The sequence below is a fragment of the Streptomyces sp. NPDC043176 genome, assembly GCF_056436715.1.
Window position 1 is genome coordinate 55,043 of the sequence record NZ_JBWKCA010000021.1, and the last position, 21,390, is coordinate 76,432.

The following is a 21,390-nucleotide window of genomic DNA, read 5'->3' on the forward strand; positions in this document are numbered from 1 at the left end:
CTCGCTGTGGTGCGAACGGTCGGTATGGGGGCCTCAGGGGGCGTGCAGGAGCGTTCAGGGGCTTTCAGGGGCGGGAGCGGCGACGCGGCGGGCGACCAGATGCAGCCGGTCGCCGTCGGCCGTCGGCGCGGGGAGGTCGCCCTCCTGCCACCGTGGGTCGGTGCGCGGGCCCGGGCCGTCGTACAGGGCGAGCACCTCGAAGCCGTGGGCCGCGAGGACGTGGCGGAGCTCCTGGGGGAAGAGCAGGCGCCACGCGGACCGCTGCTCGACCGGCGGGGAGCCGTCGTCCGCGGTCCACACCCGCGTGCGGCGCAGCAGCTGGGCCGCCCTGTCCACGGACAGGGTGGTGGTGGAGCGGTAGGCGGTGCCCTGCCAGGTGAATCCGGCGGCGGCCGGGGCGGTGAGGAGGTCCGTGCGGCCCAGGAAGAAGGCGCCGTTGCGCATCTCGGCGACGAGCAGGCCGTCCGGGGCGAGGGAACGGCGGCAGGAGGCCAGGAAGCCGTCGAGCTGGTCGTTCGTGTGGCAGTAGAGGAGGGCGCTGTCCAGGCAGACCACCGCGTCGAAGCCGCGCTCCCCCAGGTCGAAGCCGTGCAGGTCCGCCCGGACGTACGCGGGGCCGGGATGCCGGACGCGGGCGTGCGCGAGCATCGCCTCGGACAGGTCGGCGCCGGTGACGGTGCGGCCGGCCCGGTGAAGGTGCGCGGCGTCCCGGCCTGTGCCGCAGCCGATGTCCAGGACGCGGGAACCGGGCGCCCCGTACCGGCGGAGACAGTCCTCGGTCCAGCGTCCGGCGAGGCGTTCGGGGTCGGGGAAGCGGGCCTCGTAGAGGGCCGGGTTGTCGGTGAGCAGGTTCGCGGTGGTGACGGTCACGAGCGGCGTGCTCCTCATGCGGTGGCCGGTGCGGCGGTGGGGCGGGCGGGCAGGACGCGGCGGCGGTGCAGCAGGGCGACGCCGGCGGCGGAGGCGAGGCCGAAGGCGACGCAGCAGGCCCAGGGCAGCCAGGAGGCGTCCGTGCGGTCGCCGGCGTCCATGGCCCAGCCGACGAGCGCGTTGCCGGCGGCGGCGGCGATGCCGGAGAGGACGTAGAACAGGCCGAAGTAGGTGCCGGTGAGTTCCGTCCGGCCGAAGGCGGGGATCAGTTCCATCACGAAGGGCTGGGCCAGCATCACGCCCAGGTTCAGCAGCAGGACGCCGACCAGGACGGGCAGCACGCGCACCGTCGCGTCGACGAGGCCGTCGGGGGTGCCGTCGTGTCCCGGGACGGCCGCCGGCGGGAGGAAGGACAGTCCCATCAGCACGAGCCCGGCGCCGATCCAACGCGCTCTGCTTCCGCGCTCCTCGAGGGTCGCGGTGAGGCGCAGCTGGAGCCCGAGATGGGCGAGGGTGCCGACGAGGAAGACGAGGCTCGCGGCGCCGTCCCACCCGGTGGCGCGGCGGGCCGCGTCGGGCAGCAGCAGGTACAGCTGGTTCTCCAGGGCGAACATGCCGACCATGGCCAGGGCGAAGCCGAGGAACCCGCGGTCGCCGAGCACCTCGCGCCAGTCGCCCATCACGCTGTTGCCGGTCGGGACGACCCGGCGGGGCGGCAGCACCAGGGCCTGGGCGGCGGTGAGCACCGCGAAGATCCCGGCCGCGGTGAGCGCGGAGGCGCGGAAGTCGACGAGCAGCAGGGCGCTGCCGAGCAGGGGTCCGATCAGGGCGCCGGTGGTGGCGAAGACGTTGAACAGGGCGAACGCCTCGGCCTTGCGCTCTCCCGCCTCCAGGGCGAGGTAGGCCCGCACGGCCGGGTTGAAGAGGGCGCCGGCCAGGCCGCTGAGCACGGACGCGGCGAGGAGCACGGGCAGTCCGTCGCCGAGGGCGAACAGTCCGAAGCCGACGGTGCGCAGGGCGCATCCGGCGATGATGACGCCGCGCGCTCCCAGCCGGTCCGACGCGGTGCCGCCGATGAGGAACAGGCCATGCTGGCTGAGGTTGCGCACGCCGAGCACGATGCCGACGACGGCGGCCGACATCCCGAGGTCGTCGGTCAGGTGCAGGGCGAGGTACGGGACGAGCAGGTAGAAGCCGGTGTTGACGCCGAGCTGGTTGAGGAGCAGCAGCCGGACGGCTATCGGGAAGCCGCGTATCTCGTGCCATGCCCTCACGTCCGGACCTCCCCGGCGGCGGCGCGCTCGCGTACGCCGAGACCGGGGTGCCGGCTCGCCCGCACGGTGCCGTCGGTGCCGCCGATGCCCGCCCAGGGGTCGTCGGCGAGCAGCAGGTGGCCGTCGAGGTCGACCCAGCGGGCGCGGTCGGCCAGGTGGACGGCGGGGGCGATGCCGAGGGTGCTGGCCGTGAGGCAGCCGAGCATCAGCCCGGTGCCGGTGCCGGCGACCAGTTCGGCGATGCGGAGGGCGGCACTGACGCCGCCGCACTTGGCCAGCTTGACGTTGATCCCCTGGACGCGTCCGGCGAGTCGGCGGGCGTCCTCGAGGTCGACGGCGTCCTCGTCGGCGATGACGGGGAGCGGGGAGCGCTCCGCGAGCTTCGCGAGGGCCTCGGGGTCGCCGGGGGCCAGGGGCTGCTCGACGGCCTCGACGCCCAGCTCCGCGAAGTGCGGGAGCAGCCGCTCGGCCTCCTGGACGGTCCACGCCCCGTTCGGGTCGAGGAGCAGCCGGGCGTGGGGCGCCGCGGTGCGGACGGCCCGGACGCGGGCGAGGTCGTCGCCCGGGTCGGGGGCGCCGGCCTTGACCTTGAGGACGGTGAATCCGTCGCGTACGAGGCGGGCCGCCCGGGCCGCGGCCCGCTCCGGCGGGCTGATGCCGAGGGTGCGGGCGGTGGTGGCGCGGGGCGGGTCCGACCGGGGGTCCAGGAGCCGGTGGACCGGGGCGTCCGCGCGCTTGCCGACGAGGTCGAGCAGCGCGGACTCGACGGCGGCGGTGACGGCCGGCGGGGCGGGCGGCCGGGTGCCGGTCCGTACGGCCTCCAGGGCGGTCTCCGGGTCGCGGAAGCCGTTCAGCCACTGTGACGCGGCGTGGAGCAGCCGTTCCAGGGTGCCGGCGTCGAGTCCGTAGTACACGCTGGTGACGGCCTCCCCGTGGCCGCGCCGCCCGTCGTGCTCGACGGTCAGCCAGACGGCCTCGCGGGCGGCCATCGTGGAGCGGGAGATGCGCAGCGGCTCGGCGAGTTCGAGTCGTACGGTGCGCTGTCGGGACTTCACGGGGTCTCTTCCGGGATCGTGGTGCTCGGCCGGTGGACGAGCGGATCGGTGACGGTGCCGCAGCGGGCCCAGCCGGTGGCCTCCACGGCCCGGGGGTGCGGGATCTCGACGGGTCGGGTGGCGGCGGTGGCCGGGTCGACGCCGTGGGCGGTGGTGAAGTCGTCGTCGAAGACGCTGCCGAGGTAGCGCTGGGGGCCGTCGGGGAAGACGGTGGCGACGACGGCTCCGGGGTGGACGCGGGCGGCCCAGGCGGCGACGAGGGCGACGGCGCCGGTGCTCCAGCCGCCGCTGACGAAGGCGGAGCGGGCCAGTCGGCGGCACGCGTCGGCGGCCTCGGCGGGGCCGACCCAGTGGACCTCGTCGAAGGCGTCGTAGGCGACGTTGCGGGGATGGATGCTGCTGCCGAGGCCGCGCATGAGGCGGGGCCTGGCGGGCTGGCCGAAGATGGTGGAACCGGTGGCGTCCACGCCGATGAGCCGCAGGGCGGGCCAGTGGCGGCGCAGCGGTCCGATGATCCCGCCGCTGTGGCCGCCGGTGCCGACGCTGCACACCAGCACGTCGAGGTGGTCGAGCTGGGTGGCGAGTTCGGCCGCGAGGGAGGCGTAACCCGCGGTGTTGTCGGGGTTGTTGTACTGGTCGGGCCAGTACGCGCCGGGAAGCCGCCCGAGCAGTTCGCGCAGTCGGGCGAGCCGGGCGGCCTGCCAGCCGCCTTCGGCCGCCGGGCGGTCGACGAGTTCCAGGCGGGCGCCGTACGCGCGCAGCAGCTGCCGCATCGAGGGCTCCAGCTCGATGTCGCCGACGAGCACGACCGGGTGGCCGAGGGCCTGTCCGGCGAAGGCCAGTCCGATGCCGAGCGTCCCCGAGGTGGACTCCACCACGGGTGCGCCCGGCTGCAGTTCGCCGCGCTCCTCGGCCCCCAGCAGCATGGAGACGGCGGCGCGCGCCTTCATTCCGCCGACGCCGAGCCCTTCGAGTTTGGCCCAGAAGCCGGGCTGGGGGCAGGGCAGGTCGGCGGTGACGCGGGCGAGTGGTGTGCGGCCGAGCAGGGCGAGGAGCTCCCGGTTTCCCGCGGTGCGCGCGGAGCCGAGGACGGCCGTGGTCACAGGGTGCCTCCGTAGCGGTGGACGGTTCCCTGGCCGCCGTCCAGCCAGAAGAAGGGGTACGGTTCCGCGCACACCGCGGTGACGCCCGAGCCGATCAGGCGCGGCAGGACCGCGCTGCCGGTCTGGGCGAACATCACCAGGGGGACGCCGTGGCGCCGCGCGTGCCGGCGCAGCGGCTCGAAGCTGCCGTTGCCGAGGGTCATGCCGGAGGCGAGGACGGCGTCGCAGTGCTCCAGCTCCGCCAGGGCGTCGGTGCGGACCGGCTCGCCCCATTCGGTCGTGCCGCCCTTGAGGTCGCAGGGGACGTAGCCGAGACCGCGCGACCGCAGGGCCTCCAGGAGGGAGTTGACCACGCCGACGACGAGCACGGTCTGCCCGGGTGCGGCCCCGACGAGGTCCACCACGGCCTCGGCGCGGGCGCGGGACTTCTCCAGTGACGTGCCGGCGGGCAGCGGGCAGGGGTGCCCGCCGTTGCGGGGGCCGTGCGGCAGGGCGTGCATGAGGTACGCGTCGAGGGCGGCGACCCGGACCGGCGTCAGCTCGTGTTCCAGGAGGCGGGCGACGTCGGCGCCGACGCACTCCTCGACGGCGCCGTCGGGCAGCTCGCCCGGTTCGACGGCGCAGGATCCCACCGCCTCCGCGAGGCGCAGGCTCAGCACCTCGTTGCGGTAGCCGGAGGCGCGCCCTTCGTGCCGTACGGCCTGCCGGGTGGTGAAGGCCACCGAGATCCGCCGGGTGCGCGGGTCGGGACCGTAGTCGCCGGCCAGGACGCGCGCGACGAGGTCGTCGTACGAGGCGGCGGCGGAGGGCGGTTCGGTGAGCGCGGTCATCGGGTCACCACCCGGGGGCGGAGCTGGGCGACGAGGGTGGCGACGCGGTCGCGGGCGGCGGGGCCCCGCGCGTCACCGGCCATGACGTGGCCGAGGTACTCGTTGTTGCTGCCGGCCGTCCTGACGGTCTTTCCGGGGTCGGCGAGCCGGAGTTCCAGCAGGTCGCCCGCGGCGCGGACCGCGTCGGCGCCGTCGACGCCCTCCAGGACGCCGTCCCGGTCGGGTACGAGGAAGCCGATCGCGGCGCTGGTGAGTCCGGTGGCCCGGCGGCGGAGGTCCGGTTCGCGGCCGAGGGCGACGTCCACGCAGGCGGCGGCGAGGTCGATGCCGGTGACGTGGCGGACGAGTTCGGTGATGCGGTTGCCGGCGGGGCGGGGGTTGACCTCGACGAGGCGGGGGCCGTCGGCCGTGAGCTTGATCTCGGTGTGGGCGACGACCCCGTCGAGGCCCAGTGCCTTCAGCGCCCGGCGCGCGGTCTCCGCGGCCGCTTCGGCGTCCGCCGGGTCCAGGGCGGCGGGGAACATGTGGCCGGTCTCGATGAACGCGGGGGCGCCGCCGACGCTCTTGTCGGTGACGCCGACGACGTGCGCCGTTCCGTCGTACGACACGGTCTCGACGCTCACCTCGGGGCCTTCGAGGAGTTCTTCGAGCAGTACCACGGGGTCGCGGCGCTGTCCGCGGGCGTTGACGGGGAAGGCGGCGAGCGCGCGGTGGGCCTCGGCGAGGGCGGTCTCGTCGTCGGCGCGGCGCACGAACATGCCGGCGCACAGGTCCACGGGCTTGAGGACCAGCGGGTAGCCGATGTCGCGTGCCGCGGCGGCCGCCTCGGCCCAGTCCGCGCAGACCGCGAACCGCGGTCCCGGGAGGCCGGCTTCGGCGAGGACCCGGCGGGTGGCGTCCTTGCGGCAGGCGTTCCCTACGGCCTCGGGCGTGGGGCCGGGCAGTCCGAGCCGTGCGGCGATCCGCGCGGCCGCCGGGAGGTAGTAGTCGCAGGAGGTGACGACGCCGTCGAAGCGCAGGAGTCCGTGGGCCCGCTCGGCGAACGCGAGCAGGGCGTCGGTGTCGTTGGTCTCCGCGGTGAGCACGTGGCGGGCCGCGAGGAGCGGGTGGGCGGTGCCCTCGGGCGCGGAGCGCAGGTAGTGGTGCAGGTCGCGGGTCAGGAAGGTGAACCCGTGGCCCGCCTCGCGCATGGCTCTCGGCAGGAGCCTGCTCATGGACCCGACCCAGCTCTCGACCATCAACAGATGAGCCACGACTTCCCCTTTTCACAGCGTGGTTGAGGTGCGAAGCGGTCATGCGGGCAGCGCCGGGCAGGGCGCGTTCGCTTGACCGAAGGGGACCTTATCGATAATCGTTTTCATTGTCATCCAGGAAGGCCGGTTTTCCCGCGTGCGAGACGCCCGCCTGCCGCCGTACGCCCGCCCGGGGGCCCGCCCCCACCCGCCCAGGAGGTTCGGATGAACCACGCCCCCCACCCGCCCTACACCGTGCGCCCCGCCGGGCCCGCCGACCTGGAGGGCGCCCGCCGACTCATGCTCGACACCGTCTACCGGGACTTCGGCTACGGTTACGTGCCCGAATGGCACCGCGACGTCGTCGAGATCGAGAGCACCTACCTGGGCGACCCGCGCCACCTGCTGCTCGTCGCGACCCACGGCGACCAGGTGGTCGCCACCACCGGCGTCCGCTCCACGGGACCGGCCCACCCGCCGCACCCCCGGTGGCTCGCCGAGCGCTACCCCTCGGGCACCACCGCACAGCTCGTCCGGGTCTACGTGGACCCCGAGCACCGACGCCGGGGCCTGGCACGCACCCTCGTGGACCGGGCCTGCGCCTTCGTCGCCGCGACCCCCGGCTACGACAGCGTCTACCTCCACACCAACGTCGACGTCGAGGGCGCGGAGTCCTTCTGGCGGAGCATGGCCAAGGAGGTCTTCGACGCCCGCACGACCGGGGAACACGGCCCGGGCGTCGGCACCGTCCACTTCGAGATCCCCCTGCCCTAAGCCCGTCCGGAAAGTCCCGCCTGGCTCTGCTTCTCCCGCCCCGCCTGGCGCCGATCACCGTCGACGGCGCCGTCGCCCTCCTCGAACCGTCCGGCGCCGTCGCCCTCCTCGAACCGTCCGGTGCCCTCGGCCCGGACACCACGCAGGGGCAGGAGCTCGTCTTCATCGGCACCGGACCTCGCACCGACGCGCTGCGCGCCGCGCTGGAGGCCTGCCTGCCGGCGCCCGGGGAGGCCGTCCCCGCCGACGACGACTTCCCGGCCTGGGAGACGTACGGCGTCGAGGACGCCTGCGAGCACGGACGGGCCGCCTGAACCCGCCCCGCGCTCCGGGCCGCACGGTGGTCGCAGCCACGGCACCGTCCGGCCCGGCTCACGTCGTCGGACCCGATCCTCCTCGTCGGACGGGGCCGACGACGGACCCCGCCGCCGGCCCTTCCGCGGAACCCCAGGGGGCGTGCCCGTCGTCAGGCGCCGTCCAGCAGGGACCTCAGGCCCCGGGCAAGGCGCTCGTACTCCGCGGGGTGGTTGTAGATCTGGCCGCAGACGCGGATGCCGCCGCCACCCGGCCACGGCCAGATGAGGACCCGGCAGCCGAGCCGGGCCATGATCTCCTCACGGAGGGCCTCGGCCTCGGGTTTGGTCCGGGCGAACCGGGAGGGCAGGCGCAGGGCCCGCAGGGCGAGCCGGTCGTCGGCCGGCAGCGGCGTCACGCCCGGCAGTCCGGCCAGCAGTTCGGCGCCGTGGGCCGCGAGGGCGCTGTTGTGGGCCCGTACCCGCTCGGCACCGAGTGCGGCGATCAGGTCGAGGCCCTCGGGAGCGGCGAGCAGGCCCGTGTAGTCGGCGGTGGCCCGGTACTCCACGGCACGCGGGAACCCGCGGTGGTCCTCCCAGGACGGCACCGGCGCGGGCACCCGGTCCCGCAGGGCGGGCGCGACCGCCAGGACGGCGGATCCGGGCGGCGCGAACCCCCACTTGTGCAGGTTGCCGAACCACAGGTCCGGCCCGCCCTCCAGCGGATCGGCGAGCATGCCGGGCGCGTGGGCGCCGTCCACGACGGTGGTCACCCCGCGTTCGGCGAGGTCCGCGAGGAGCCGCGGCCCGGCGACGATCCGCGCGGTGGGCGAGGTGATCTGGTCGAGCACCGCGACCCGGGTACGGGACGTCACCGCGCCGAGCACCGCCTCGCGCACCGCGTCCTCGTCCGGCAGCCTCGGGTCGAGGGGGACGGTGACGAGCCGGGCCCTGCGGGCCACGGCGTCGACCACCGTGCCGTAGCCGTGATCGGTGACCAGGACCTCGTCGTCGGGCGTCAGCCCGAGCGCGTCGAGGGCCAGATGCGCGGCCTCCGTCGCGTTCGTGACGAGCGCGATCCCCTCCGGATCGGCGCCGAGCCGGTCGGCGATCCGGCCGCGGGCGGCCGCCAGGCGGTCCCCGACACCCAGGAAGAACGCGTCCGGATCGCCGGCCGCCTCGGCCGCGATCCGCCGCTGGACCCGGGCGACCGGGACCGGGACCGCTCCGAAGGACCCGTGGTTGAGGTGGGCCACCCGCGCGTCCAGCCGGAAGAGCTCGCCGCCCCCGGGGAACGCCCCTGCCGGCGCCGGCCCACCCGTGCCGTCGAGCGACTCGTCACCCTGTTCGTCTTCACTGGCCATGCCCTGGAAGATACCGCCGCGCGCACCGTCGGCGACCCCCTGTCCCGGCCACCGCGCCCTCGCCGCCCACGGCCGAAACCACCCTGGCGGTCGTGGCGGAATGACCCTCGCGCCCGGCGGTACGCCCGAGCGCTCCGGGCGGCCACCGTGTGGATCCTGTGCGGATCGATGGCAGGTCTTGCGCCGGGCGTCACGCCGAAGGGCCCCGCGCCACCTCCTCGGCGCCCGACGGCACCCTCCCTCCCGCCGCGCGATACACCTAAATCGGCATCAACCACCGCCGGAGCGAGCTGTGTTGCCGGTACAACGATCTCGTTTGCGTTTCGCTCGGACGTTCTGGAAGCCTCCGTTCGACTTGTCCGGCACATGAGCAACGGAGGCAACCGCACATGCCCTCAAGGCGAATACGTCGCGCGTGGGTCACGGCAGCCGCCGCGGCGTCGCTGGCGCTGACCGGCCTCGCGGCCCCGGCCCGGGCCGAGAACGCGCCGCGGGACGCGACGGACTCCACGGTCCAGGAGCCCCTGGCCGCCGAAGCCGCTCCCTCGCCGCTCGCGGCCACCGCCTGGACCTCGCCCGGGGGCGCGGCCTCGCCGGGCGACTTCACGATGTCGCCGGGCGCGCTGAACTCCGAGACCACCACCCGGGTCACGCGCCTGGACTCGGTGCTCCCCAAGTCGGGTGTGCAGAACCTGCTGGCGGGGGCGAACCGCACGGTGGATCCGTGGTGCTCCCGCGACCCCTTCGGCACCGCCGCGGACCCCGACATCAAGTACTGCCTGCAGAGCGACGACTCGACGTCGCGCGAGTGGGTGCCGCAGGGATTCACCGGTGTCTCCGACGCCAAGGACAACGAGCTGTGGGGCGAGGCGGGGAACATCCAGCTGTTCGCCTCGTACGACGGCTGGGACCCGGGCCGTGAGACCGACCCGAACCCGGCGGCCGGCGACTGCACGACGGCCGAGCTGGAGGCGAACGACGCCTGCAACCAGAAGGGCGTCCGGATCACCTTCGTACAGAGCCGGACCAACCCCGCCACCGGCAGCCCCGAGATCAAGTACCGGCACGTCCTGCTGGGCTGGACCTACGTCAACTCGGCCGACCACGTCTCCTTCGACGGGCTGCACGCCGCCGAGTACCCGATCCAGAAGGGCGTCCACGCCGGCGGGATCGTCTGGTACGGCAACTACCTGTACGTCGCCGACACCCGCAACGGCCTGCGCGTCTTCGACATGCGCTACATCATGGACCTGGACCCCGACGGCATCCCGAGCACGCACGACGCGATGGGTTCGGACACCGACGGCGTGAAGACCACCGCCAACGTCGAGGACAGGACGAAGGTCGGCCGCCACGACAACGTCTGGTACAGCTTCGGCTACCGCTACGTCATGCCGCAGGTCGCCGCGTGGAAGTTCAAGGCGACGCAGAGCAACCCGGCGGGTTCCTACGCGTGTGTCGCGACGGGCGCCCCGAAGGCGTCGTACATCTCGCTCGACCGCAGCACCACCCCCGACCGGCTGCTCATGGGCGAGTACTGCCGTCCGGAGAGCGGCTACCCGTCCACCGGTCGCATCGCCTCCTTCCCCGTGGCCGCCCTGGAGGGGCGCTCGGCCGACGTGACCGCCGAAGGCTGGGCCAACTACCTGCCGTTGACCAACGGCGGCGCGCAGGGCGCGGCGGCCGTCGACGGCACCCTGTACGTCAACGAGTCGAAGGGCACGGACGAGCCCGGCAACCTCTGGCGCTACCGCTGGAGCAGCGGCCGGCTGGTCCAGGACGGCCAGGCCGTCAAGACGGCCCGCGGCGCCGAGGACCTCTACGTCGAACGCGGCACGGGCCGCCTGTGGTCCCTCTCCGAGCACCGCCCGGGCTCGGCGGCCGACTGCACCTCCACCCGTGACCCCGCCGACCCGGTGGGCACGGACTACTGCCAGCGGGTGCTCTACGGGCACAAGCTGAGCTGGCTCGGCGCCCAGCCGTAGCACCCGGACCTTCCCGCCGTACCCGGACGGAGCGCCGCTCCCTCCGGGTACTCGGGGAGGGGATTCCCCCAGGGGGTGTCCTGCCGGTCATGTCGGGCTCGCGGGGCCCGATCGACAAGGCCCTCCTAGTCCGGGCGCGCCGGGCCGCCGAGCGCGCGTACGGCCTCCACGATCAGGTCCCAGAACCCGTCCGTGTCGACCTCCATGGCCACCTCGACATCGGCGGGCCGGCCCGTCACCCCGTGCAGGTCCACCACCGTCGCGCCGCGCGTGTGCGTGCCGTTCAGTTCGACCGCCACCGCCGCCCGGGTCAGCCGGAACAGCGACGGGTCGATCAGGTGGGCGACCGTGAGCGGATCGTGCAGCGGGGGCGCGTCGAAGCCGTACACCTCGCGGTAGGTGGACGCGAAGTAGGTGAGCAGGTCGACGCAGAGGCCGCTCAGCGGGGTGCCGAGCACGGCGATCCGGGCGACGACCTCGGCGGTGGCCCGTACCTGGTGGGTCGCGTTGAGTCCGAACATCGTCACCGGCAGACCGCTGCGGAAGACGATGTCCGCCGCCTCCGGGTCGCACAGGATGTTGAACTCGGCCGCGGGCGTGGTGTTGCCCCACCCCGTCGAGCCCCCCATGAGCACGATCCGCCCGATCCGCCCGGCGAGCTCGGGATGGGCGAGGAGGAACGCGGCCACGTTGGTCAGCGGCCCGGTCGGCACGAGCGTCACCGGCGCCGGGTGCGCGAGCAGGGTGTCCCGGATGAGGGCGAGGGCGTCCCGCGGGTCCCGCGGCACGTCCGGCTCGCCCTCCGCGAAGCCGGGCCCGTCCAGACCTGAGTCCCCGTGGATGTTCTCGGCGACCCGGCCCGGTCCGTGCAACGGCCGGTCGCGCCCCGGCGCGATCGGCACACCCGTGATCCCTGCCGCCGAACAGACCCGCCGCGCGTTCAGCGTGGTCTTCTCCAGCGTCTGGTTCCCCGCGACCGTGGTGATCGCGAGCAGTTCCACGGCGGGATGCGCCGCGGCGAGCAGGATGTTGAAGGCGTCGTCGTGACCGGGATCGCAGTCGAGAATCACAGGAACCGGCATGCCTCCACCGTCCCACACCCGCCCCTCCGGACGAAGGACCCGGCTCCGGCGCCCGCGTACGGCTCGGCGACCGAGGCCGCCGACCGTGCGGGAACGCGTCCTCGACCGCGCCGGCGCTCGCCGGTCAGGTGCGGTGCCGCGCCGGTCCGGGAGATGGTGGGCCGGTTGCCGGGGGCGGTGCGCCCGGTGTCCGGCGGCGGCACCCGAGGGTGGACTGCCGCCGGGGTCGTGTCCCTTGGGCGGCCGGCGCGCCGCCCTCCGCTCGCTCGGGAGGGCGGGCGTGGCTCCGGGTCGTCAGGCCGGCGGGGCCGGTTCGTCCGCGGGGGCGGGGCGGCGGGCGTAGGTGAAGAGGTGTTCCTCGGGGGCGGCGCGGTCGTCGTCCGGGGCGAAGACGGAGACGGCGTGGTGCAGCACGTCGAGCCCGCACTCCTCCCGCTGGAGGCGTACGTACTCCTCCAGCGAGAAGCTGGAGACCTTGACCGTGCGCTCCATCCAGACGATCTCGACGTCCTCCACGTCCGCGGGCACGGTCGCCGTGACGAGGAAACCGCCCGGTGCCAGCCAGCCGGCCATGCGCTTCAGGGTGGCGGCCGCCTCCGCCCGGCTCATCATCATCAGCGGGAAGAACGCGCACACCGCGTCGAAGCCGGCCTCCGGGGCCTCGAAGGCCCGCACGTCGCACTGCTCGAAGCGTGCTCCGGGCACCTGCGTGCCCGCGAGCTCCACCATCTCGCCGGACACGTCGATGCCGGTCACCTCGCACCCCGCGCGCACGAGGAGTTCGGCGACCGGCCGCCCGGTGCCGCTGCCGACGTCGAGCACCCTGGCCCCCTCCCCGAGCCTCGCGACGAGCCACTCCACCGCCGCCACCTGCTCGGGCAGCCGCACGAACGCCCTCTCGTACTCGATCCCCAGCCCGTCGAACAACTCCGCCGCCGACATCGTGCGCCCCTTCCCGCCGTCGTGTCCCATTCCGAGCCCCTTCCGTCCTGGAGTGCGTGCGTACCCGGGGTTCGTACCACGGACGGCCCGCCCGCCCGGGGAGTTCCGGCCCACGCCTGTGGGAAACACCGGCGCGTGCGCCCCGGCGCATCGTCACCCGTCCGTGCTACCGACCGAACAGACGTGGCTTTTCGTTTCTGCCGCCCCGTTCGAGTGCACCGGCAGCCGGGTTCCCCGTTCCGGCGCCCGTGGGTCGGTTCACTCGGTACGGCGTCCGACGCCCCGGACTCCGGCGGCGCCGACCCACGTCGACGCACCGCGAACGCGCGAGGAGGAGCATCACATGCTGACCCGTAAGGCCGTGTCCATCGATTCCGTCGAACCAGCCGAAGGACGAGAGGGCACGGTGGTGACCCTCAGGGGCCGCGGATTCGCGCCGCACGTCAGGAACAACTGCGTGGTGATCGGCGGAATGGGCGCGTGCGCGCGTCCCGAACCGGGATCCACGGACACCGAGCTGAGGGTCCGGATCGGACCGGTGGGGAAGGCCACCTCGGGCGACCTCCTCATGTGGCCCGGGACCGGAACGGACATCCACACGGAGAAGGTGGGCTTCGGCGACACCCTGCTCACCTTCTCGGAGGTGGCGGTGTTCCGGAACGGGGCGCCCGTCGCCTCGGCGGGCATCGACTTCCGGCTCACCGAGGTGTCACCGGACACCTACTGCGCCGACTTCGAGCCCGCTCCGGCCTCTCGCGTCGAACTTGGCGGCTTCGAAGGCGGCTCGGTGATGCGGGTCCGCTTCCCCGCGGACCTCTCGCTCCCCTCCCGTACCACCGTCGACATCTGTCTCGTCCTCAAGGAACCGACCCTCGCCGTCGACTTCTCCGCCGAGATCTCCGGCGACATGGGCGTCGAGGGCTGCCTCGGCGTCATCGCCAAGAGCATCATGGCCAACGCCGCGTTCCTCGGCGAGAAGGTCTTCGCGGGCGTCGCCCGCAACGCCGGCACCGGGGAGCACGAGCTCTACGTCACCAAGCCGTATCTCGAGAACGGCATGTTCGTCGTCCACTTCGGCAAGTCGTCGTAACCACGCGGCGCGGCCTCCCGTGCGGTGCTGGGCGCGTCGTACGGGAGGCTCCGCCGTACGGGAGGCTCCGCCGCCGGGGCCCGGCGCCCGGGCCCCTGCGGTGGCGTCAGCGTTTCCGCGCGTGGAGGACGTGGGCGTCGAGCGGGAGGGGGCGGTGGCCGACGAGCGTGAGGCCGGCCGCCTCGAAGAGCCGCGCGTACTCGTCGGCCCGGCGCTCGCGGCCGCCCGTGTTGCACAGCATGTGCAGGTCCCAGGCGGTCGCCAGGGACGGCGTGGCGTCGGTGGGCAGCAGGCGTTCGACGACGAGGAGACCGGCGTGCGGGGGCATCGCCCGCGCCAGGTGACGCAGGATCTCGCGGCACCGCTCGTCGTCCCAGTCGTGCAGGACCCGGGAGAGCAGGTAGACGTCGCCGGCGGCCGGTACGTCGGCGAAGTCGCCGACCCGGTAGGCGCACCGGTCGCCGACCCCGGCGGAGGTGAGCCGGTCCCGCGCGGCGGCCACGACGTGCGGGCGTTCCAGGAGGATCCCGCGCAGCGGAGGATGGGCGGCGAGGACCCGCCCGAGGAGCTCGCCGGTGCCGCCGGCGACGTCGATCACCGTGCGGGCCCCGGGGGCGGACGCGGCCGCGGTGAGTACGGGGTGGGAGGGCAGCGGGTCGAACATCCGGGAACCGGCGGCCATGGAGCGGTCGAACGTGGCGGCGAGGCCGGGGTCATGGGCGAAGTGGTCGAAGTGGTTCTCGCCGTAGAGGTGCTCGAAGCCCGGCTCACCGGTCCGCACGGCATGGTCCAGATGCGCGAAGGACCGGTAGAACGGGCCGCCGTACATCACCGCCAGGGGCCGCATCGAACCGGCGGCGTCCTCGCGCAGGAGCCGGCCGAGACGCGTGAGGCGGAAGCCGTCCTCGTGCTCGGTCACGACGCCCACCATCGCGAGGTACCGCAGCAGCGTCGCCAGCGCCTCCGGACGTGCCCCGACCTCGCGCGCCAGCCGCCGCGCACTCAGGGACGCGTGCGAGCTCAGGGCCTCCGGCAGCCGCAGGGCCACGCAGGTGGCGAGTGCCTGGGTGGTCCAGGCGCCGGTCATCAGCCGCAGGAGCGTTTCCGCCGCACGGGATTCCTGGTCGGCCTCCTGGTCGATCCGTGCGTCCATCTCCTGGCCGGTCCGGGGGCCCGTCTCCTGACCGGTGTGCGGGTCGGCCTCCTGATCGGTTGCCGGGTCGGTTCCCGGACCGGTTGCCGGGGCCGGACGCTCGGCGAGGTGCTCGGCGAGCAGGTCGCGGTGGTCGCCGCTCGCGTACAGCTCCATGCGCCGGTAGTCGGTCTTCGTTCCGGGGGGTGTCGCGAAGTAGAAGACGGTCCCGTCCTCGTGCGGGTTGTAGCCGCCGCCGTCGGCGACCGCCCCGTGCCGGGCGAGGCACGCTCGGAGCCCGCGCAGCACCAGGGGATCGGGCCGGTCCACGTCGAAGGCCAGGTGGGCCTCGTGGTCGTGGTCGCGTTCGTGCACGGCGAGGGCGGCCAGCGGGGAGGCGGGCGGTGCGGTGAGGGCGAACACCTCGACCGCGCGGCGTTCCCCGGAGGGACCGTGCACCGCGGGCCGGAGAATCCTTACGTCAAGATCGGCGGCGTCGAGTCCGTGACGCTCCGCGAGCCGGTCGCGTACGACGACGCTGGGCCGGGACCCGGCCTCGTCGGGGAGCCCGCACGCGGCGAGTCCGGCCCGCAGCCCCGGCCGGTCCGGCGGGAAGACCAGCAGTGCCGCATGGGCGAAACCGCACCGGTCCGCGACCGCTCGCAGCTCGGGACCGTCGAGGCCGGGGAGGACGCGGGACAGCAGGACGGAGGTCTCCTGGTCCCGGACGAACTCGGCGGTCGCGCGCAGGCGCTGGACGTCTTCGGGCGCGAGACCGGGGGCGAGGGCAGGGGTGATCATCAGCGGGCATCCTCGGGAGAACGGGCGGAAGGGAGCGGCCCCGGCCGACGACCGGGACGTGAAGGCGAGGGCGGTGGCCGGACGCCGACGCGGGGAGCCGGCCCGGCCGATGGACCGGAGCCTCGGAAGGTGGGAAGCGGAAGTCGGACGCCGCCCTCCGGCCAAGCCCGGCCGGTGGGCCGGGGCCCCGAAGGGCGGTGCGGAGGTCAGACGCCGACGTACTGTTCGGCGAACCAGTCCTGGTGGGCACGGGACGTCCGCAGCGACTCCATGCGGGACCTGCGCATTCCTTCCTGGAACGGCGGTGCGCCGTGGAGGAGGCGGATCATCCAGTGGGAGAACTCCTGCGCGCGCCAGATGTGCGTCAGGCAGCGGTCCGAGTAGCGGTCGAGCGGGCCGGGGTCACCGCGGTGGAGGTCGTCGGCGAGGGCCTCGGCGAGGAGTTCGGCCTCCAGGACGGCGAGGTTCGCGCCCTTGGCGGCGGCGGGGCTGATGAGGCCGGCCGCGTCACCGGCCAGGAAGAGGGAGCCGTGGCGGAGCGATGCGAGCACGTCCGACTCCAGGTCGACGACGCCGCGCTGGAGGATCCGCCCCCGCCGCAGGGGACCGTACTCCGAGCCGCGCATCCGCAGCTCCAGCTCGTCCCAGATCCGCTCCTCGCTCCAGTCGCCGGCGGGGGTGCCGCGGTCGCACTGGAGGTAGTAGCGGGTGATGTCGGCGGTCCGGGCCATGTGCCCGGCGAAGCCTCGGGGGTGGGTCGCGTACCCGACGGCGTCGAGGCTGGGCGGTGCCTCGGCGAGGAGTCCCAGCCAGGAGACGCCGTGGTCGCGGCGGTGCCGCACGGCCCCGTCCGGCAGGGAACCGCGCCCGGCGCCGTGGCGGCCGTCGCAGGCGGCGACGTACCTCGCCCCCCACCGAACGGTCCGCCCGTCCGGCTCCCGTGCCGCCGCCCAGGGGCGGTCGCCGTCGGCTCCGCCGACCTCCACCGCCTCGGTGTCGAAGCGGATCCGTCCGCCGGCGGCGGTGTACGCGGTCAGCAGGTCGGCCACCAGCTCGTGCTGGGGGTAGACCGTGTGGGGTTCGCCGGTGCCGAGCCGCCGGTAGTCCAGCCGGAAGCGCCCGTCCTCGGTGCGGAACTCGCAGACGCCGTGCTCTCGTCCCCGCCGCCGCAGTCCCTCGTCCAGGCCGTGGCGCCGCAGCACGCGCACGGTGTGGGCGGCGAGGAACCCGGCCCGGGCCCGGTTCAGGACGTGCTCCCGCCCCGTGCGTTCGAGGACGACGCAGTCGATCCCGCTCCGGAGTAAGAGGTTGCCGAGGACGAGCCCGGCGGGACCGGCCCCGAGGATGACGACGTCGGCCGATTCCCGGCCGGATGCGCTGTGTTGACTCTCTGTCACAAAAGTGGATCTTAGGCACGGGAAAGTACGTCACTCGCCAGACATCACCCGAATGCCACATTCCACGGGAAAAGGACTCTCCACTGCCGTGACGAGGCTCGGACCCCGTCGTGACGACGCTCGGGCCCCGCCGTCACGGCGGGGCCCGAGGAGTGATCGGATCGGACGGCGCTTCCGCGCGTCAGCGCGGCGTCAGAGGACGTTGACCGCGGCCCAGGCCGCCGCCACGGCGGCGTACTCGGTGCCGGTGGCGCCGTAGAGGTCCTTCGCCGCGTTCAGGGTCGCGGCGCGGGCGCCCTTGTAGTCGGTGGTGGAGGTCATGTAGACGGTCAGGGCCCGGTACCAGACGGCTGCGGCCTTCTGGTTGCCGATGCCGGTGACGGTGGAGCCGTTGTACGTCGGGCTGTTGTAGGTGACGCCGTTGATCGTCTTGGTGCCGCTGCCCTCACTGGCGAGGTAGAACCAGTGGTTTCCGACGCCCGAGGAGTTGTGCACGTCGAGCCGGCCGACGGACTTCGACCAGTAGTCGGCCGAGCGGCCGTCCAGGGAGGGCTTGTCCATGCGCCGCAGCCACGGCGGGGTGGACTGGTCGCTGAAGAGGTAGTCGGGGGTGTCGATGGCGTTGCCGGCGTACCACTCGACCATCGTGCCGAAGATGTCGCTGGTGGCCTCGTTGAGGCCGCCGGACTCGCCGCTGTAGCGCAGGTTGGCGGTGGCGGAGGTGACGCCGTGGGTCATCTCGTGGCCCATGGTGTCGAGGTCGACCTGCTCGGGGTCGACCGTGCCGTTGCCGTCGCCGGTCATCATGCAGAAGCAGGAGTCCGACCACTGGGCGTTGTCCCAGTTGGTGCCCACGTGGACGAAGACCGTGGCGCCGCGGCCGTCGTTCTTGATGCCGTTCCGGCCGAAGGTGCTCTTGTAGTAGTCGTACGTCCTGGCGGTGTTGGCGTGCGCGTCGACGGCGGCGGTGGCGCGGTCGGTGGAGAACTTCCGGCCGTCGCCCCAGACGTTGTCGGCGTCGGTGAACAGGGTGCCGGACGAGCTGTTCAGGGACGAGGACGAGACGTTGCGGGCGTCCTTCGTGACGTGGCCGCGCAGGGGGTCGATCAGGGCGAAGGTGCCGTTGGCCTGGAGAGTGGTGTCCAGGGTGATGTCACCGGTGTACTCGGAGTGGCCGGTCCCGGTCGCCTGGTGCTCGGCGTCGTAGTTCTCGATGGCGGCGCCGGTGGTGGCGTCGGTGACGAAGACCTCGCCGTGCGGCTGCCCCTTGTCGCCCAGGCCCTGCACGGTGGTGCGCCAGGCCAGGCGGGCGGTGCCGTCGGCGGCCCACACGATCAGCTCGGGGGTGGACCGGGCGTCGCGTACCAGCCCGCTCGAACGCTTCAGGGCGCCGGCCGCGGTCCCCTGCGCGTCGACCGCGGGGGTCACGGAGGCGAGCGCCACCTTGTGGGCCCTGGCGTGCGTGGAACCCTTCAGCGAGCCGTCGGCCTTCTGGTGGACGACGAAGTCGCCGCCGACCACGGGGAGTCCGCGGTAGGTCCGGTCGAAGCGGACGTGCTGGGTGCCGTCGGCGTCGATCACGAGGTCCTTGACGCGCAGCGCCTGGCCCGCGCCGAACCCGAACGCGTCGGCGTGCCGGGCCACGTTCGCCTCGGCGCGGGATATCGCCGTGTCGCGGGCGGAGGAACCGTTTCGCTCCGGGGCGGGCTGCGAGAAGGCGGGGACGGCCGCCGCTCCGGTGGTGATGACGGCGGCGGCGACCATCGTGGAGAGGGCGAGGAGGGGACGCGGCATGACGGGGTGTTTCCTTCGCTCGTCGTGGGGGGTGACGACGTCCTCGGACGTTGACGCGAAGTGTTCACCGGGTGACATGCTCCTGACGTGATCCCAGAGGGGATACAACCGGGGAGTTATACGGTGCGGGACCCACGCCGCGGCCGGGGCACCCGCGGGCCCCGCCGCCCGCCCCGCGGTCAGCCGTCCGCGCCGAGCGCGAACTCCTCGCCGCCGTCCTCCCACCACGCCAGGTACTCCGGTCGCTGCCGCACCAGCGACAGGTACGCCGCCGACAGCCGCTCCCCCACCGCGTCGGCGAGCACGGGCGGCACCGACTCCGTGTTCCAGGCCAGCCGCAACCGCCGGTGGAACGGTACGTCGACGAGCGGCCGCTGCACGGTGCCCTGGGCCGGGACCTCGGCGCTCGGCCAGACGCCGCAGACGGCACGCCGGCCGGCGACCAGGATCCTGGCCACGGACAGGTCCGGCGTCACGTGGGCGATGCGGGGGGTGAATCCCGCGGCCTGGCAGGTGAGGTGGAGGTACGCGTGCACGCCGCTCTCGTCGGCCTCCGGCATGACCCATTCCGCGCCGCTCAGGTCACGCAGGCTGACCCGCTCCCGGTCCGCCAGCGGATGGTCCTCCGCGAGCAGGACGAAGGCGGGCTCGCGCAGCAGCGTGCGCGTCGCCACCGACTCCCCGACCTGCAGGGGGAAACCGGGGAGCTCGCCGAACACCGCGATGTCGCACTTCGACAGGCTCAGCGCCTTGGCCAGGGAGTGCACGGAACGGCGGGCGTCGATGGTGAGCCGGTCCTCCGGCACGAGCTCGAAGAGCGCCGACACCAGCAGCGACACCAGGGAGCCGGCGGTTCCGCCCGCCCGCAGCGGCGCGACCGTGCCCCGGTCCGCCTCCGCGGCCGACCGCGCGTGCTCCCGCAACCGGTCGAAGCCGACCACCAGGTCACGTGCGCACCGCAGCACGTACTGCCCGTTCTCGTTCGGCTTCACGCCCTCCGCGCTGCGGGTGAACAGCGGTCCCCCCAGCTCCTGTTCGATCCTCTTCAGCTGGGCGCTCGTGGCCGGCTGCGAGAGTTGGAGCCGCGCGGCGGCTTTGCGGATGCTGCCGGCCTCGGCGACGGTGAGCAGGACACGGAGGTGCCGGAACTCGAGGTGCATGAACATTCCCCGCTCAGGGCGGAGGGGCCCTGCGCACCCCCCGTGACCAGCAGTACCAGCTGCCCGGGGGCATGGTCACCAAGCCTCCGACGACCCCGTCCGGGCGGCAACCACGGGACGGCAAAATCTACGTGCCCATGCCATCCCTTTGCACCGGCACCGGCAGCTCGCCCGCCGGATCACGCCGCCGCGCCGTCCTCCGGCGGAGCGGCCAGGCGGGTGGGTCGCCGCGCGGTCGCGTGGCGCGGCGGCCGGGGGCGGGGTGGCCGGGGGTAGCGTGCCGCGCGTGTCGGAGAACCAGCGCGACCTCGTCGGTTACGGGGCCGAGCCGCCGCGGGCGGACTGGCCGGGTGGGGCGAGGGTGGCCGTCAGTCTCGTGCTCAACTACGAGGAGGGCGGCGAGCACAACGTCCTCGACGGGGACGCGGCGTCGGAGGGGTTCCTGCACGAGGTGGTCGGTGCGCCGCCGGTGACCGGCGGTCGGGACCTGAACGTCGAGTCGATGTTCGCCTACGGCTCGCGGGCCGGGTTCTGGCGCGTTCACCGCACGGTCGCGGCGCACGGCGTGCCGCTCACGGTGTACGCCGTGGGACAGGCCCTGGAGCGCAATCCGGACGCGGCGCGCGCGATGGGAGCGGCGGGCTGGGAGGTGGCCGGACACGGCTGGCGCTGGATCGACTACCGCGACGTCCCCGAGGACGTGGAGCGTGCCGACATCGCACGGACGGCCGCGACGATCGAGCGGCTCGTCGGACGCCGGCCCGTCGGCTGGTACACGGGCCGCACGAGCCCGGCGACACGGCGGCTCGTCGTCGAGCAGGGCGGGTTCCTCTACGACTCCGACGACTACTCGGACGATCTGCCGTTCTACGTCGAGGCGGCCGGACGGCCGCACCTCGTGGTGCCGTACAGCCTCGACGTGAACGACTTCAAGTTCCTGATCGTCCACGGGTTCACGACCGCCGACGACATGCTGGCGTACCTCGTCGACACCTTCGACACGCTGCGCGCGGAGGGCGGGGACGGCGCCGCCCGCATGATGAGCGTCGGCATGCACGGCCGGATCATCGGCCGGCCCGGCCGGGTGCGCGCGCTGGACGGCTTCCTGACGTACGTCGCCCAGCGCGGCGGGGCCTGGGTCGCCACCCGGGAGCAGATCGCCCGGCACTGGCTCGCCGCGCACCCGCCCGGCTCCTGAACGCGTCCGCGCCT

18 protein-coding genes are annotated in these 21,390 nt (G+C 73.9%); 4 read left to right on the forward strand and 14 right to left on the reverse strand.

Annotation, left to right across the window (positions count from 1 at the left end; translation table 11 throughout):
* Window positions 1-54: 54 nt before the first annotated feature.
* From AC067A_RS28705 to AC067A_RS28730, 6 genes are read right to left on the reverse strand one after another with little or no spacing between them, the layout of a single operon-like run.
* Window positions 55-888 (reverse strand): class I SAM-dependent methyltransferase, encoded by an 834-nt coding sequence (locus AC067A_RS28705; RefSeq protein ID WP_479245378.1) that lies wholly within the window; start codon window positions 886-888, stop codon window positions 55-57.
* Window positions 885-2,144: an MFS transporter gene (locus AC067A_RS28710; RefSeq protein WP_479245379.1), complete on the reverse strand. Its 1,260-nt coding sequence runs from the start codon at window positions 2,142-2,144 to the stop codon at window positions 885-887. Before AC067A_RS28710 ends, AC067A_RS28705 begins: the two co-directional genes overlap by 4 nt.
* The gene (locus AC067A_RS28715; RefSeq protein WP_479245380.1) at window positions 2,141-3,199 is read right to left on the reverse strand and encodes a dipeptide epimerase; all 1,059 of its coding nucleotides are present in this window, start codon (window positions 3,197-3,199) and stop codon (window positions 2,141-2,143) included. Before AC067A_RS28715 ends, AC067A_RS28710 begins: the two co-directional genes overlap by 4 nt.
* The gene (locus AC067A_RS28720) at window positions 3,196-4,302 is read right to left on the reverse strand and encodes a PLP-dependent cysteine synthase family protein (RefSeq protein ID WP_479245381.1); all 1,107 of its coding nucleotides are present in this window, start codon (window positions 4,300-4,302) and stop codon (window positions 3,196-3,198) included. Before AC067A_RS28720 ends, AC067A_RS28715 begins: the two co-directional genes overlap by 4 nt.
* The gene (locus tag AC067A_RS28725) at window positions 4,299-5,132 is read right to left on the reverse strand and encodes a Rossmann-like domain-containing protein (RefSeq protein ID WP_479245382.1); all 834 of its coding nucleotides are present in this window, start codon (window positions 5,130-5,132) and stop codon (window positions 4,299-4,301) included. The genes AC067A_RS28720 and AC067A_RS28725 overlap by 4 nt, the downstream gene beginning before the upstream one ends.
* Window positions 5,129-6,385 carry an ATP-grasp domain-containing protein gene (locus tag AC067A_RS28730; RefSeq protein ID WP_479245383.1) on the reverse strand — a complete coding sequence of 419 codons (1,257 nt, stop codon included), beginning with the start codon at window positions 6,383-6,385 and terminating at the stop codon, window positions 5,129-5,131. The genes AC067A_RS28725 and AC067A_RS28730 overlap by 4 nt, the downstream gene beginning before the upstream one ends.
* A 204-nt stretch (window positions 6,386-6,589) precedes the next feature.
* Between AC067A_RS28730 and AC067A_RS28735 the strand changes: the two genes are divergently transcribed.
* A complete protein-coding gene (locus tag AC067A_RS28735; RefSeq protein ID WP_479245384.1) occupies window positions 6,590-7,138 on the forward strand; it encodes a GNAT family N-acetyltransferase in 549 nt (182 codons plus the stop codon).
* Here AC067A_RS28735 and AC067A_RS28740 read toward each other — a convergent pair.
* Window positions 7,135-7,437 carry a hypothetical protein gene (locus AC067A_RS28740; RefSeq protein ID WP_479245385.1) on the reverse strand — a complete coding sequence of 101 codons (303 nt, stop codon included), beginning with the start codon at window positions 7,435-7,437 and terminating at the stop codon, window positions 7,135-7,137. The genes AC067A_RS28735 and AC067A_RS28740 overlap by 4 nt on opposite strands.
* A 167-nt stretch (window positions 7,438-7,604) precedes the next feature.
* Complete coding sequence (locus AC067A_RS28745; protein WP_479245386.1) at window positions 7,605-8,795, reverse strand: aminotransferase class V-fold PLP-dependent enzyme; 1,191 nt, start codon at window positions 8,793-8,795, stop codon at window positions 7,605-7,607.
* 389 nt (window positions 8,796-9,184) lie between these two features.
* On the opposite strand from AC067A_RS28745, the gene AC067A_RS28750 reads away from it, so the two are divergent.
* On the forward strand, window positions 9,185-10,780 hold the full coding sequence (locus AC067A_RS28750; RefSeq protein ID WP_479245387.1) for a hypothetical protein: 1,596 nt from the start codon (window positions 9,185-9,187) through the stop codon (window positions 10,778-10,780).
* A 125-nt stretch (window positions 10,781-10,905) separates the two neighbouring features.
* Here the strand turns inward: AC067A_RS28750 and AC067A_RS28755 are convergent, their stop codons facing one another.
* Together AC067A_RS28755 and AC067A_RS28760 are read right to left on the reverse strand one after the other, a co-directional pair.
* The gene (locus AC067A_RS28755) at window positions 10,906-11,862 is read right to left on the reverse strand and encodes a nucleoside hydrolase (RefSeq protein ID WP_479245388.1); all 957 of its coding nucleotides are present in this window, start codon (window positions 11,860-11,862) and stop codon (window positions 10,906-10,908) included.
* Between the two features lie 294 nt (window positions 11,863-12,156).
* On the reverse strand, window positions 12,157-12,834 hold the full coding sequence (locus AC067A_RS28760) for a class I SAM-dependent methyltransferase (RefSeq protein ID WP_479245389.1): 678 nt from the start codon (window positions 12,832-12,834) through the stop codon (window positions 12,157-12,159).
* 313 nt (window positions 12,835-13,147) lie between these two features.
* Between AC067A_RS28760 and AC067A_RS28765 the strand changes: the two genes are divergently transcribed.
* Window positions 13,148-13,894: an IPT/TIG domain-containing protein gene (locus AC067A_RS28765; RefSeq protein WP_479245390.1), complete on the forward strand. Its 747-nt coding sequence runs from the start codon at window positions 13,148-13,150 to the stop codon at window positions 13,892-13,894.
* 106 nt (window positions 13,895-14,000) lie between these two features.
* Here AC067A_RS28765 and AC067A_RS28770 read toward each other — a convergent pair whose 3' ends face one another.
* The 4 genes from AC067A_RS28770 to AC067A_RS28785 all read right to left on the reverse strand — a co-directional run bounded on the left by AC067A_RS28770 (window position 14,001) and on the right by AC067A_RS28785 (window position 20,178).
* Complete coding sequence (locus tag AC067A_RS28770) at window positions 14,001-15,827, reverse strand: methyltransferase (protein ID WP_479245391.1); 1,827 nt, start codon at window positions 15,825-15,827, stop codon at window positions 14,001-14,003.
* Window positions 15,828-16,033: 206 nt separating this feature from the next.
* The gene (locus tag AC067A_RS28775; RefSeq protein ID WP_479245392.1) at window positions 16,034-17,224 is read right to left on the reverse strand and encodes a 4-hydroxybenzoate 3-monooxygenase; all 1,191 of its coding nucleotides are present in this window, start codon (window positions 17,222-17,224) and stop codon (window positions 16,034-16,036) included.
* A 192-nt stretch (window positions 17,225-17,416) separates the two neighbouring features.
* Window positions 17,417-19,018, reverse strand: coding sequence for a M4 family metallopeptidase (locus AC067A_RS28780; protein ID WP_479245393.1), 1,602 nt, complete (start codon window positions 19,016-19,018; stop codon window positions 17,417-17,419).
* Between the two features lie 179 nt (window positions 19,019-19,197).
* A complete protein-coding gene (locus AC067A_RS28785; RefSeq protein ID WP_479245394.1) occupies window positions 19,198-20,178 on the reverse strand; it encodes a LysR family transcriptional regulator in 981 nt (326 codons plus the stop codon).
* 286 nt (window positions 20,179-20,464) lie between these two features.
* On the opposite strand from AC067A_RS28785, the gene puuE reads away from it, so the two are divergent.
* Window positions 20,465-21,376 carry an allantoinase PuuE gene (gene puuE, locus AC067A_RS28790; RefSeq protein ID WP_479245395.1) on the forward strand — a complete coding sequence of 304 codons (912 nt, stop codon included), beginning with the start codon at window positions 20,465-20,467 and terminating at the stop codon, window positions 21,374-21,376.
* The last annotated feature ends 14 nt before the right edge of the window (window positions 21,377-21,390 follow it).